This is a genomic window from Pseudomonas sp. H1_D04, assembly GCF_054683855.1.
The window spans coordinates 5,423,499-5,436,840 of the sequence record NZ_CP162826.1; the positions used below are offsets into that span (position 1 = coordinate 5,423,499).

Here is a 13,342-nt window from a genome sequence, read left to right on the forward strand (position 1 = left end):
ACAGCATTCAGCTTTTCGGATGTCCTTTACCTTCGTCTGTCGCAACGTTCCCGTCCAAGCCTATGCGAGGACGACACCGTGGCCGATCACTATCAGCTCAACCTTGGCTCATTGCGCAGCAGCATCACCCTGACACTGCACACCCACCACGCCGCCCGCATCTGGCAAGGTCGAACCGCACGCGAAGGCGTCCACTCGATCATGGGTATGGCCGGCTACATCAGCGTCACCAACCTGATCAAACAGGCCGCAGCGCAGGACGACCCCTATGCCGATTGGGCGATCGTGCAGCTCGAAGAAAAATTGATGCAGGCCAAGGCTGGGATGCTGGAACTGACTCAGCAGTTGGACCGGATCAGACAGGACCTGCCGACGCAGATCGACATGAGCGACAACCTCAACATCCATCCCGTCACCTTGCCGTTGTACATCGGCAGCCAACTGGGCTTCCTCGCCGTTTACCTGCTGACTGACTACGACACCTTGGTGCGACATACCCTGTTGGCCCATCACACCGCCTTGATCGGTCGCCGGGACATGGAAGCCTGGATCGACGACGGTGCCCATTTGCTGCGCAGCCTGTTCGGTCAGGCGCAGCGCTATCGGCATGCTGGCGTCACCCGTGACGACATGGCGGCGAACAACGCCCGTGCTCTGGCGGCAATCGAGAGAATGGGGCTGCCCCCTACGGACATCCTTGAGGGGCATCGCCGCTCCCAGTTCGCGCCACCCATCATTCGTCGTGGTGCTGTGGCGGTGGATGGCGCTGACGCGTTGACGGAGAACGCGGTAGAGCCTTCTGCGACAGTAGATGAGCCGGAGGACGAAGTATGAGGCACCTCATCCCGACTCAACCAATGCCCCTCGAAACACTAACACCGGATGCATATCGACAGCTCGAACACGCTGCCTACCTAAAAGGCCTTTTAAAACCTTTTAAGGGTAAGGGGGAACTGGAATACCTGGCGCAGGTGGCGAGGGAAATCGAGGCGCAGTTGCGTCACCTGATGGAAGCTGTGATGCAGCAGGCCGGACACCCCCCGTACTCACTGCTGAATATTCGATTGGTGCTGCAGAACACCAACGCAGGCAGCACTTTTTTGCGTTGGCGCACCCGTGACTTCGCCCGTATGGGGGTTGCGGTCTGGGAACGCCAGGTCTCCAACATGGCCTTGCCGCAAGCCGTACGCGAGGAATTGCACCGTTTCGAATGCGAGCGTATCGCACTGAACTTGCAGATGAGCGTGGTGCATTCGCTCTACCGTCAGGCTTCAACCTGCGCGATCAAAATGGCCAGCGCCGAACGGCTGCTGCGCCAGTTCACACCAGTAGCGGAGATATCACGATGAGTACTTTTTTTGTCGGCGAAGGCAACATTGGCAGTGCGCCAGAGTTCCAGGAGTTTCCATCAGGCAATGACGAGCCACGGCGTTTGCTACGGCTGAATGTGTACTTCGACAACCCCGTGCCACGCGAGGGGAGCTATGAAGATCGAGGCGGCTATTGGGCGCCAGTTGAACTCTGGCACCGCGAGGCTGAACACTGGAGCACGTTGTACCAGAAAGGCATGCGTGTGCTGGTCGAAGGCCGCACCGTACGCGATGAGTGGGAGGACAGCGAAGACAATGCACGAGTGACCTTCAAGATCGAGGCCCGTCGAGTCGGCATCCTGCCGCACCGAGTGCACAGCATAGGCATGCGCGAACGCTCCGGTGAGCCAGCGGCATCTGCGACACACGCCGGGCAACATACGGAGCAGGCCGGTTCACCTGCGTCGAAACCCAAAAAACGCAGAGGGTAATCACCGTCGGACTGACAGAGTTCAGGCGTGAAAATTGCGCCTCTGCGCGAAGTGGCTGGCCTGTCGTTACTCGCTGCTCGTGAAGATCCACCTATCGTCCACACTACAAACCGCCACGGCCCATTCAAGCCAGCCCTGACCGATTAATATGAGGAACCTGCCATTCAGGTTTCTCATATCTCGCCACTGCTGTATCCAACAACGCTGCTCCGAACTCAATCCGGAGCAGTTCTATGCGCCTCTTCCTCTGCGAAAAACCTTCCCAAGGTCGTGACATCGCCAAGGTTCTCGGCGCCACCCGACGCGGTGATGGTTGCCTGATCGGCACCGATTCAACCGTCACCTGGTGTATCGGCCACCTGCTGGAGACAGCCCCACCTGAAGCTTATGGTGCCCAGTACAAATCCTGGTCGTTGGATCAACTTCCGATCATTCCCACGCAGTGGCAGGTTGAGGTCAAACCCAAGACTGCCGCGCAGTTCAAAGTCATCAAGCGCCTGCTCAGTGAAGCCTCCACTGTCGTCATCGCGACCGACGCCGATCGCGAAGGTGAAATGATTGCCCGCGAGTTACTGGAGCTGTGCACGTATCAAGGCCCCATCCAGCGCCTCTGGTTGTCCGCACTCAATGAGGCCTCGATTCGCAAAGCACTGCTCTCGCTGAAGTCTAGCCAGGAAACCTTCCTGCTCTACCACTCCGCCCTGGCGCGCAGCCGCGCCGATTGGTTGATCGGCATGAACCTCAGTCGCTTGTTTACCCTCCTCGGTCGACGGGCGGGTTACGACGGCGTGTTGTCGGTGGGACGCGTCCAGACACCCACGTTACGTCTGGTGGTCGATCGGGATCGCGCGATTGCCAGCTTCGTCTCGGTGCCCTACTGGGAAGTGGATGTGCACCTGTCCTCAATGGGGCAACAATTCATCGCGTCGTGGTTACCGCCACGCTCAGGACGGGATGAGGCCGGTCGTTGCCTGCAACAGGCACTTGCCCATCACGCGGTCCAAACAATCACCGACGGTAAGTCCGCCACAATACTCTCGTTGCAGACTGAGCATCTCCGAGAACCGCCGCCCCTGCCCTTCGACCTGAGCACGTTGCAGGAAGTCTGCTCGCGTAAGCTGGGGCTCGGCGTCCAGGAAACCCTGAACATCGCCCAAGCCCTGTATGAAACCCACAAAGCCACCACCTACCCGCGCAGCGATTGCTGCTATTTGCCCGAGAGTATGTTCAACGAGGCACCCGCGGTACTCGACGCTCTGCTCAAAACGGATCCCGCACTGCGGCCCGCACTAGGAAGCCTCGATCGATCATTGCGCTCACGAGCATGGAACGACGCCAAGGTTACCGCGCACCACGGCATCATCCCCACCACCGAGCCGGCGAACCTTGTGCGGATGTCTGAACAAGAGCGTAATGTCTACGAACTGATCCGCAGCCACTACCTTGCGCAGTTTCTTCCGCATCATGAGTTTGATCGAACCCAGGTCGAACTGGAATGTAGCGAAGAACGTTTGACCGCGGTTGGCAAACAGATCCTGGTCCAAGGCTGGAAAGGCTTGCTCTGCGAAAACATCGAAGAGGCTGAGCCCAGTCACAAGTCCCAACTCTTACCGGTCTTGCAACAGGGTACTCAGTGCGCAGTGGACGACGTCGAACTCAAGTCCATGCGCACTGCCGCTCCCAAACCTCTCACCGAGGGCGATCTGATCAAGGCGATGAAAAATGTGGCCAAGCTGGTCAACGACCCTCGCCTGAAACAGAAACTTCGGGACACCACCGGTATCGGCACCGAAGCCACGCGAGCCGGCATCATCAAGGGATTGATTGATCGTGGCTATTTGCTGAAGAAAAAACGCGCCTTAATGGCCTCGGCGGCTGCCCATACCCTGATCGAGGCGGTACCCGTTGCAGTCGCGGATCCGGGTATGACCGCAATCTGGGAGCAGGCTCTGGACGAAATCGAAGCGGGACGTCTGAGCCTGGATGCGTTCGTCGCCAAGCAGGCGAATTGGATTATGCAGTTGGTCGCATGCTGCGGCTCACTTACTTTAGCCATGCCTATCGAAGCCGGTCCGGCCTGCCCCACTTGCAACGCCTCAATGCTCAGACGAAAGGGGAAATTAGGGCCGTTCTGGTCATGCTCCCACTACCCGGACTGTAAGGGCACTGTATCGATCAGAAAAGATGCGCGGCGCCAATGACAGCTCGGTTGAGATCCGCATGACGTCGGGGTGATGCAAATGCTCAGTGCATCATCAGCGGCGGCTGATCCATTTCCAAGTCGATCAGAGGTTGTCCGATTTCTCGGGCCAATGCGATGCCTGTCGAAATCCATATCTGCCCCAGTTCGTTGAACGCTTTCAGGTGCGCAGGATCTTCGTTGAGCCAATGGACAAGACGGTCGAAGTGCTCGGGGTTATCAGGGCATTGATGAATCTTGATGAACAGCTCCAGGGTTCGATCCCAGGTCAGATCCATAACGTTCTTGCTCTCTTCTTCCATGCTCAACCTTCCTCAGTCTGGTCCTCTCTGACCGTCCATTCTCGCTGGCCGCCTTGGACTCTGATTCCTTGAGGAATAGAAACCACATCGCGACACACAGCTATTTCGGTCACTATAGCAACCCATAAAGTTGATACTCAACCCTTGAGGATGTTCATGTCAACGGGTCTTTGCTCAACCATTCGGGTTGAACTGGAGAACTCATCACTTGGCACATAAACATCCAACCCAAGCCCAAATCGGGCGCATGATCGCGAAGCACCGTACCGAGCGTAATCTGACCCAGGAAGAGGTGGCCGAACGCTTAGGGATCGGCAGCGAAGCCATCTCGCGCTTGGAACGGGGTGTGGTGGAGCTTTCCGTGGTCAAACTGATGCAACTGGCGGATATCTTCGACTGCCGGATGGATGAACTGCTGACGGCGTCGAGCAATCGCCCCAATGACCAGGGCCAGACGATCGCGGGTCTGCTGAATGGACTGAAAGAAAGCGACCGTGCCTTTATCTTGGCAACCGTCGAACAATTAGCCGCTCATCTCGCCAACAAGTGAGTTCATTCACTCGCATCCGATACAGGGTCTTTGAGGCGGCGCACTCTGTCTTGACGTCGTCCCACCCTCTCTGCTGTAGTGCCTCAGGATCATCGCAACGGCGACCCAAGACCGATTTGCTCCGGGTAGCTCGGTCGGACTCCTTGAGTTCGGAGCCTTCTCTTCTGTGGGATTTCATTCCCGATTTGTGCTCGACTTGATCGTGGTGGCGGATGACCGCTGTTGCCTCTACAAGACAACAGCGGTCATCCCCCTCGGCGATCGTATTCAGCCCCGGGGCCCGCCGGGGAAACACTGGGCACCCTTTGTGCGCGGATGCGTGCCAGCATGTTCCGACCCAGGCCACGACAAGGGTCGGTTGACGAATCAAGGCGCAGTTAAACCAAGCTTTGCGAGGAGCTTTTCGACTGCGTATGACCGTCAAAGGTGGCTTTTCTGTTCCTCGCCTGGCACCCCGCCAGGCCCGCTCTTCATTTTATTCAGTCCAGTGACTGCCACTGTATTCCGGCCATAAAAAATCGGGTTGCAGCGTCTTGACGCTCCCCTGTGACAGGCTTATACAAAGGGCGTGGTTCGCTGTCGTTGACAGCCCAGCCCAGGTAGCTTGAACCTTCAAGGCTACGCCACGCTTGTGGTGGTTTACCCAAGTGCGATCAGCGTTCGGAAGCTCGCGCGGTCACCGCTTCAGCGGTGATGAATGCCCACTACCCCATACCTGCGGATCACCACTGCAGACGCTCCTCTGCGGTACAGCCGTTCCCCCAGACGCAACGTTCTGATCGTCATCGGCTTGTCGGTGGCGAATCGTTCATCGCTCGACTTCACCTAACTCACCCTGACGGGGGCCCACCTCCCCGCCAGGGGCTGTGCGTCGCCGTTTTTCCCTTGAAACAGGAGAACCACCATGGCCCACGCCAACCAACCCCAAGAAGCGACCACTTACTTCAATCTGCACACCGTCGGTATCGGCTACCTCAATCGAGTTCGTGAAGTACAAGTCCGCCGCGGCCCACCATTCATGGCCTGCGATGTTGCAGCCCTGCACGGTGCCACCGATGCGGTGGAGTACACCCGCTTCGACTGCAAAGTCGCTGGGGGTGAAGCTGAACGCTTGATTCGTCTCTATATGGACGCCGTCAACGCCGAGAAAAAGGTCTTGCTGTCGTTCCGTATCGGCGACCTGTGGATCGATCCATTTCTCTACGAGAAAGGCGATAAACAAGGCCAACCGGGCGCGAGTCTGAAAGGTCGTTTGCTGTTCATCGACTGGATCAAGGTCAACGGCACGTTCGAGTACAAAGCGCCCGCCAGGCAGGAAGCAACAGCACCTGCTGAGCAAGCGCCCACCAGTGAGTCATCCCCACCATCGGCTGATACCAAAGTGGAGGAAATCGAAAACCCAACAGAGGCTCGGGTTGAACCTGACTCTCCACCCACTCCTCGCACGTCTCGCCGTGATGCTACCCGTAACGTTCAGTCCGTCTGAACAGGACACGATGTTTCTCACCAAGGCGCTCCGTTGAGCGCCTTTTCTTCAATCAGCACAGGAGAACCAACATGGAATCCTTCTGGCTTTGCGATGACTGCCTGTTCGCTGTGGCTTACGAGGACTACAGCACGTTATCGCTCTACTACACGACGGATGAAATCGAGAAACGCATCGCCGACATCCATCGTGGACTGGTTCAGTTGATGCCCATCAGTGCCGACTTCGACCCCGAAGCCGGCTGGGGGATAAAAGCCTTTTCCCCGTTGCCCTGCGACAGTTGTGGTTCACCCCTACACGGTCAACGCCATCGATTCACTCGGCTGTAAATAGCGCGCCATCGGCTATCGCCCGCGACACTCTATCCACCTCGGGGACACCACTCCCCTCGGGTGCGTACCCCTGATTGTTCCCTCCGGAGGTACCACCATGAGCATCCAACTCACACTGATTGAAACCTCGGATTTCGAGGCTGATCGTATCGTCCAAGAAAACCAGCTGATCGACGACGCGCAGCATATCCTGGATCGTCGGCTGTTCACTCGCGGCCCCAACCTGACATCACCTGACACCGTGGCCTCATACCTAAAACTACACCTTGTACAACAGGAGCATGAAGTCTTCGGTGTAATTTTTCTCGATGCCCAGCACCGGGTGCTGGCGTTCGAAGTCCTCTTTCACGGCAGCATTGATGGCGCCAGCGTTTACCCCCGCCAAGTCGTTAAGCGCTCCCTCGCGCATAACGCTGCGGCCGCCATTTTTGTTCACAACCACCCCTCAGGGTGCACGGAACCCAGCCAGGCGGATCGCATCTTGACCGCACGGCTGAAGGACGCCTTGGCCTTGATCGAAGTGCGCGTACTGGATCACTTCATCGTGGGTGAAGGTCGTCCTCTCTCCCTTGCCGAATATGGCTGGCTTTAACCCTAACAGGCGTCTTCGGGCGCCTTGTTCATTTTCATCCAGGAGAATTCTCATGCCCCCCACGCCCCAAGCCCCAACCCTTCTGGCAGCTTCAAACCCATTTGCTCGCGGCTACGACAACCTTCATATCGAACGGCTGCTACTGATCACCTACGAAGACGACTGCCCTCCCTGCTTTCGACCCGTACACGACTCACAGACCCATCTGCCCGACGATGAGCTGCGGCTGTTCCCCTGCCTGTTCAATGACGATTTCGCCTTGATCAGCGAAGGCCAATTCATTCAGGAGGGGTTGGATGAACGCTGTCAATCCACCGGACTGGTGCGCCAAGTGATCTACGCCGTGATTGGCGAAATGCTCAACCAGCAGTGTCACGTCGGCGACCTGTACTCCCTAGAGGAAGCCCAATCCATGGCCCATCGCCTAAGCTTCGAAACGGGACACTACAGTCGAGCCTGGGAGATCAATACCGCACACCTTCCTGAAGAAACGATGCTGTGTCTGGAGGCGTGGGTCAGTGACTCCGCGCTAAGACAAACCGGCCTCTTGTTCGAACTGTTCGCGTTGCCGGACTGCTGCGGTATCGGATGCAAACTGATCGGCACGCCATGGACGGACGACAACCTGCTGAACATTGAGAGCCAGCCTTATTCAACCCTGAGACAAGAGCAACTCGACGCCGGCACACCGCAAGCCCTGGTCAAAATACTGTATCTAGCGGCATTGGCGGATGTGCGATTGTTGATCTTCGACCCCGACGCTGCCGTCTTGGATGGGCTCGCCATTTTTGATGAATAGCAACGCGTTTAGCGTTAACACGACCCGCCTTGCATCAACTTTCTCACTGAATCGCTCCTTCACCTCATGTCAGGTTCTGCACTGAATCTGACATGAGGTTTCTTCCATGGAGCGTTTTTTCACGCCTGTCTGCCTGCTGGGTTTGTTGAGCGCCTGCATTGCGCAAACCCCAAACCCTTTGCCGACCAATCCAGAGATAGACAGTGGCTCCAATCGGGCCCAGCACTCGAGAGGCATAGCCGAAGGAAGTCATCCGGCAGAGCTTCGTTATGGCCGCTACACGCTGGTCAGCACCGAGCCCACCACGGAACAAAGCGATCTTTTTGCCCAAATCATTGAAGTGAACATCCCGTCCAGCCTGAACCCCTCGGTGCAGGATGCGTTGCAGTACGTGCTGCTGCGCTCTGGTTATACGCTTTGCCCAGTTACTGCGTCGGTGAAGGTGCTGTTTACCCGGCCTCTGCCCGCAGCCCATTACCGGCTCGGCCCAATCCCGTTGCGCCGCGCGCTACAAGTGCTGGCTGGCCCCGCCTGGCAACTCAAGACCGATGAAGTCGGCCGTTCGGTCTGCTTCGAACAGCAAAAAACGGGGGCTGGCGTCACGCCAATCACACCCGTCTCGCCCCATCAGTCGGAGTCACGCCCATGAAAGCCTCGACGTTTCAAACCCTCATCATTGGGCTGCTGTGCCTGGCGGTCGCCGGCCTGAGCGGTGGTTTGCATAACCAGTATCAGCGCATGGCGGAGCTGCAGAGCACGAACACGCAATACCGACAAACCCTGGACACCCTGCAACGTGATTCAAGCGCGCTCAAGGATGCCCAGGAAAAACTGCAGTACGCGCTGAAAGACCTGAAGCAGATGGTCGATACCGGTGAGCAACAGGCCAATACCCTCGATCCCATGCTGGATCAATGGGCACAAGAGATTCAGGAGCTGCGCGATGGTCTGGCAGGCCGCGCCACCGTGGCAGACCTGACAGTGCTACGCGCACGCCTTGAGCAGGTCGAGCAACAGCTCCTGGAGCTCAAGAATCAGCCATCACCCCCACCGCCGACGTCTTCCGTGACCAAACCGAAAAAGACCGCTCGCCCCAAGCCCGCCCCGCTTTCACCACCGTTCTCAGTGTTGGGTGTCGAGTCCCGAGGGGGTGAGCGCTTTCTGGCGGTCGCACCTCCTGACAGTCGCTCTCTTAGAGATGTTCGGCTGCTGCATAACGGCGAGCAGCTCGGAACTTGGCACCTGAAAGTACTGGAACCGAACTCAGCCATCTTCGCAGTGGCGGCTCAGCCAGACCAGACCGTGCACCTCCCTTGAGACGCAATCATGAACAGAGCGCAACTGCCCGCCGTCGTCTGTCTCGTTTCGCTACTGAGCACAGGAGCAGCGATGGGCAATCCCATGACGACACCGTCACGAATCCAGGACACGCAGTCCGCTCCGCTGGGGCGCTCTGACTCTGAACAGGCGGCGAGCTGGGGTCTGACGGAGCAGGAGTGGACGCGCTTCGAACAGATCCAAGCCGGCCCGCGCGGTTTCTGGAGCCCGAACCTCGATCCGTTGACCGCACTCGGGGTCGAGGCCCAGACCGACCAAGAGCGCCAGCGCTATGCCGAATTACAGGTAGCGCTGGAAGCCAAACGCGCTGAGCGCGAGTTGGCCTACCAAAATGCTTACACCGCGGCCTGGGCCAAGCTGTTTCCCGGGCTGCTGCCGATCCAGGGCATGGCATCCCCGTCCCCTGCCAGCTCAGCGGTCATGCCGCGTCAAGCCTTGTTTGTGGAGGACCACTGCCCAGCGTGCACCGCCGAAGCGCAGCGTCTGCAAAGCAGTGACATGGCGTTCGATATCTACCTGGTAGGCAGCCAAGGCGAGGATGAACGCGTCCGTAGCTGGTCTCGGCAAGCCGACATCGATCCGGCCAAGGTTCAACGCCGGAAGATCACGCTGAACCATGACCGTGGTCGCTGGTTCAGCCTGGGTGCATCGGGGTCATTGCCCGCCACATTTCAACAGGTGAATGGACAATGGCAACGCCTCGACTGAGTGGTATTGCGATCCTGCTGATGGTGCTCGCCGTCCAGGCTGACGAACTTCCGCCTCCGGCCTACCAATTGGCGGCGCATGACGCCGACATTCCTTCTACGGTGCTATTCGCGATCGCCCTGCAGGAGAGTGGTATCCACGTCCGTGGTCGACTGCTGCCCTGGCCCTGGACACTGAACATCGCTGGAACACCCTACCGCTTCGCCACTCGCCAGGCCGCCTGTCACGCTTTGCTTCAGGCCCTCGCCCGACATGACGCCAAGCGGGTCGATGCCGGACTCGGCCAAATCAACCTGGGTTACCACGGACAACGTTATTCCACCCCCTGCGAAGCCCTTGATCCCTACCGAAATCTCGCCGTGACCGCCGCGCTGTTGCAGGAGCATCACGCCGCCACCGGTGATTGGGTGTCAGCGGCCGGACGCTATCACCGCCCGGCGGGAGGAATGCCGGCCGCGCGTTACCGCGCAGGCTTCTCCCGGCAACTCGGACGGTTGCTGATTGCCTTCAAACAGGGCACACCACCATGAAGCGAATACTCCTTACCTGCTATTTCACCTTGCTCTTGGCACCCTTCGTCCAACCGGAATTGACCATAGCCGGGGATCAGCCTAGCGACTACACCCGACCTCATTTTCAAGCTGCCAGGCCGTCAATAAGCAACGGGCCCCAGCCTGATCGGGCTATGCATGCGGATCTCTCCGCGTTTGCCGATGAAGCCTGGATACTGCCGATCCGCAGCTCTCACTTGAGCCCCGGCCAGATCACGTCTCGCACGCTGGACATGCCGGGGTTGCGGCCATTTTTCCTGGTCGGTGACGATCCCCAATCACTAGCTTGGTTGCGTCAACGCGCGACTGAACTGCAGGAAATGGGCGCGGCTGGCCTCGCCGTCGAAGTGGCCGATACTGAAGCCCTGGTCCGGATTCGAGCAGCCGCTCCGGGCATCACCATCCTGCCGGTCAACGGCAACGACATTGCCACCCGCCTGCAGGTTGAGCACTACCCCGTCTTGATCACTGCCACCTCACTGGAACAGTGAGTCCAGGTCATGGCCGATCATGCGATGGAGTCCAAGCTCCGGCCAGCGGTAGAGCTGTACACCGTAGCGATATGTATCGCCGCCGTGGTGTTGTGCGTGTACTCGCCCTGGGCTGTAGCCCTGTCACCCGAGATCGGTCTGATTGCGGCGCAGGCCTATGCCCTGTTCGGCCTTATCCGCCTGCGACAAGCCTGGGAGGTGTTGCGCTATCGGCGCAATATCCGCCGGCTCCCCCGCTACGAGCTGACCAGTCGGCAGATTCCGGTCAGCCGCAAACGTCTGTTCATGGGCCGCGGCTTTCGCTGGACCCGTCTGCACACCCAGCGCTTGGTCGAGGCCCAGGATCCGGCGGTCGCTCACTATGTCGACCAACCGACCCGTTACCGCCTGGCCCGTGGACTCGAACGTCGCCTGGAACATGCACCGTTTCCGTTCTCGACACTGGCCCGTGTCACGGCTTGGGACAGCGCCTTCAATCCGATGCGCCCTTTACCCCCGGTCGGTGGCTCGCCGCTGTTGCATGGGGTCGAGCCCAACGAAACGGAAGTCAGTCTGCCGCTGGGCGAACGGGTCGGACATACCCTGGTGCTGGGCACGACCCGTGTTGGCAAGACCCGGCTCGCCGAGGTGTATATCACCCAGGACATTCACCGCGTCGAACATGAGGTGGTCATCGTCTTCGATCCGAAGGGCGATGCCGACTTGCTCAAACGGATATACGTTGAAGCCAAACGCGCTGGTCGAGAAAAGGAGTTCTATGTTTTCCATCTGGGCTGGCCGGAGATCTCCGCTCGCTACAACGCCGTGGGACGTTTCGGACGTATTTCGGAAGTGGCGTCGCGCATCGCCGGACAGCTCAGCGGTGAAGGCAATTCTGCGGCCTTTCGTGAGTTCGCCTGGCGCTTCGTCAATATCATTGCCCGGGCTTTGATCGAGTTGGGCCGGCGCCCAGACTACCTGCAGATCCAGCGACATGTGGTCAACATCGACGCACTGTTTATCGAATACGCCCAGCAGTTTTTCGCCAAGACCGACCCGAAGGCGTGGGAAGTGATCGTCCAGCTTGAAGGCAAGCTCACCGAGAAGAACATTCCCCGGCATATGATCGGGCGCGAAAAGCGTGTGGTGGCCATCGAGCAGTACCTAGCGGTGAAGCGGGTATTTGATCCGGTAATGGACGGACTGCGTTCGGCGGTACGATATGACCGTACTTACTTCGACAAAATCGTTGCCTCGCTACTGCCGCTGCTGGAGAAACTCACCACCGGCAAGACCGCCCAACTGCTGGCCCCCAACTACACCGACCTGAATGACCCGCGGCCGATCTTCGACTGGATGCAGATCATCCGAAAACGCGGCATCGTCTACATCGGCCTGGATGCACTGACCGATGCCGAGGTCGCCGCTGCCGTGGGCAACTCCATGTTCGCCGATCTGGTCTCGGTCGCCGGACACATCTACAAGCATGGCATCGACCATGGCTTGCCTATCGCAGGCAGCAGCCCCGACAAGCTACCGATCAACCTGCACGCCGATGAGTTCAACGAGTTGATGGGCGATGAATTCATTCCGCTGATCAACAAGGGCGGCGGTGCCGGTATCCAAGTCACCGCCTACACCCAAACCCTCAGCGATATCGAAGCGCGTATCGGCAACCGAGCCAAAGCCGGCCAGGTCATCGGCAACTTCAACACCCTGCAGATGCTCCGGGTGCGCGAAACCGCCACCGCTGAGCTGCTCACCCAACAGTTGCCCAAGATCAACGTGCTGACCAAAACCCTGGTCTCGGGGGCCACCGACACCTCCGATCCGGAGGCCAACACGGACTTCACCTCGTCCTCGCAGGACCGGGTCAGTAGCACCAGCGTGCCGTTGATCGAGCCCGCGCATATCGTCAGTTTGCCCAAGGGGCAAATGTTCTCCTTCCAGGCCGGTGGCCAACTCTGGAAAGTCCGCATGCCGTTGCCAAAACCCTCCAACGACGATGCCATGCCCAAGGACCTGCAGGAACTCACTCAGCGGATGCGGGCGACCTACAACGAGCAGGCGGGACAATGGTGGAGCGCAAGCGGTGGCGGCCCGACGCTCGACTTCGATCCAGATCGGGTTACGCCTCCACGCACTTCTTCAGCGGTGGATGCAAGTGTTCCTGCTCAGGAGACCCCATGACGCCGTCGGCCCTGCAGTGCATC

The 13,342-nt window shown here is 58.8% G+C and carries 16 protein-coding genes; 15 read left to right on the forward strand and 1 reads right to left on the reverse strand.

Features of this window, described 5'->3' with window-relative positions:
* The first annotated feature begins 78 nt into the window (after nt 1-78).
* From AB4N82_RS24995 to AB4N82_RS25010, 4 genes are all read left to right on the forward strand, one after another.
* Entirely contained in the window at nt 79-834 is a 756-nt protein-coding gene (locus AB4N82_RS24995) for a PFL_4669 family integrating conjugative element protein (RefSeq protein ID WP_459677267.1), read from the forward strand.
* Entirely contained in the window at nt 831-1,349 is a 519-nt protein-coding gene (locus tag AB4N82_RS25000; protein WP_460103480.1) for a DUF3158 family protein, read from the forward strand. Before AB4N82_RS24995 ends, AB4N82_RS25000 begins: the two co-directional genes overlap by 4 nt.
* Complete coding sequence (locus AB4N82_RS25005) at nt 1,346-1,801, forward strand: single-stranded DNA-binding protein (RefSeq protein ID WP_460103482.1); 456 nt, start codon at nt 1,346-1,348, stop codon at nt 1,799-1,801. Before AB4N82_RS25000 ends, AB4N82_RS25005 begins: the two co-directional genes overlap by 4 nt.
* Nucleotides 1,802-2,034: 233 nt before the next feature.
* Nucleotides 2,035-4,002, forward strand: a complete 1,968-nt coding sequence (locus tag AB4N82_RS25010) for a DNA topoisomerase III (RefSeq protein ID WP_460103485.1) — start codon at nt 2,035-2,037, stop codon at nt 4,000-4,002.
* Nucleotides 4,003-4,045: 43 nt separating this feature from the next.
* Here the strand turns inward: AB4N82_RS25010 and AB4N82_RS25015 are convergent, their stop codons facing one another.
* Nucleotides 4,046-4,303: a hypothetical protein gene (locus tag AB4N82_RS25015; RefSeq protein WP_460103487.1), complete on the reverse strand. Its 258-nt coding sequence runs from the start codon at nt 4,301-4,303 to the stop codon at nt 4,046-4,048.
* Nucleotides 4,304-4,511: 208 nt separating this feature from the next.
* Between AB4N82_RS25015 and AB4N82_RS25020 the strand changes: the two genes are divergently transcribed.
* The 11 genes from AB4N82_RS25020 to traD all read left to right on the forward strand — a co-directional run bounded on the left by AB4N82_RS25020 (nt 4,512) and on the right by traD (nt 13,319).
* On the forward strand, nt 4,512-4,853 hold the full coding sequence (locus AB4N82_RS25020) for a helix-turn-helix domain-containing protein (protein ID WP_460103490.1): 342 nt from the start codon (nt 4,512-4,514) through the stop codon (nt 4,851-4,853).
* A 904-nt stretch (nt 4,854-5,757) separates the two neighbouring features.
* Nucleotides 5,758-6,339, forward strand: coding sequence for an STY4534 family ICE replication protein (locus tag AB4N82_RS25025; protein ID WP_460103493.1), 582 nt, complete (start codon nt 5,758-5,760; stop codon nt 6,337-6,339).
* A 71-nt stretch (nt 6,340-6,410) separates the two neighbouring features.
* Nucleotides 6,411-6,668: a hypothetical protein gene (locus tag AB4N82_RS25030; protein ID WP_460103495.1), complete on the forward strand. Its 258-nt coding sequence runs from the start codon at nt 6,411-6,413 to the stop codon at nt 6,666-6,668.
* Between the two features lie 100 nt (nt 6,669-6,768).
* Nucleotides 6,769-7,263, forward strand: coding sequence for a RadC family protein (gene radC, locus AB4N82_RS25035; protein ID WP_460103498.1), 495 nt, complete (start codon nt 6,769-6,771; stop codon nt 7,261-7,263).
* A gap of 52 nt (nt 7,264-7,315) precedes the next feature.
* Nucleotides 7,316-8,062: a DUF5983 family protein gene (locus AB4N82_RS25040; protein WP_460103500.1), complete on the forward strand. Its 747-nt coding sequence runs from the start codon at nt 7,316-7,318 to the stop codon at nt 8,060-8,062.
* A gap of 106 nt (nt 8,063-8,168) precedes the next feature.
* Complete coding sequence (pilL2, locus tag AB4N82_RS25045) at nt 8,169-8,711, forward strand: PFGI-1 class ICE element type IV pilus protein PilL2 (protein ID WP_460103502.1); 543 nt, start codon at nt 8,169-8,171, stop codon at nt 8,709-8,711.
* The gene (locus AB4N82_RS25050) at nt 8,708-9,379 is read left to right on the forward strand and encodes a chemotaxis protein (protein ID WP_460103504.1); all 672 of its coding nucleotides are present in this window, start codon (nt 8,708-8,710) and stop codon (nt 9,377-9,379) included. The genes pilL2 and AB4N82_RS25050 overlap by 4 nt, the downstream gene beginning before the upstream one ends.
* A gap of 9 nt (nt 9,380-9,388) precedes the next feature.
* Nucleotides 9,389-10,108, forward strand: coding sequence for a TIGR03759 family integrating conjugative element protein (locus AB4N82_RS25055; RefSeq protein WP_460103506.1), 720 nt, complete (start codon nt 9,389-9,391; stop codon nt 10,106-10,108).
* The gene (locus AB4N82_RS25060; RefSeq protein ID WP_460103509.1) at nt 10,090-10,638 is read left to right on the forward strand and encodes a lysozyme family protein; all 549 of its coding nucleotides are present in this window, start codon (nt 10,090-10,092) and stop codon (nt 10,636-10,638) included. The genes AB4N82_RS25055 and AB4N82_RS25060 overlap by 19 nt, the downstream gene beginning before the upstream one ends.
* Nucleotides 10,635-11,150: an integrating conjugative element protein gene (locus tag AB4N82_RS25065; RefSeq protein ID WP_460103511.1), complete on the forward strand. Its 516-nt coding sequence runs from the start codon at nt 10,635-10,637 to the stop codon at nt 11,148-11,150. The genes AB4N82_RS25060 and AB4N82_RS25065 overlap by 4 nt, the downstream gene beginning before the upstream one ends.
* 9 nt (nt 11,151-11,159) lie before the next feature.
* Entirely contained in the window at nt 11,160-13,319 is a 2,160-nt protein-coding gene (gene traD, locus AB4N82_RS25070) for a type IV conjugative transfer system coupling protein TraD (protein WP_460103514.1), read from the forward strand.
* Nucleotides 13,320-13,342: the final 23 nt, after the last annotated feature.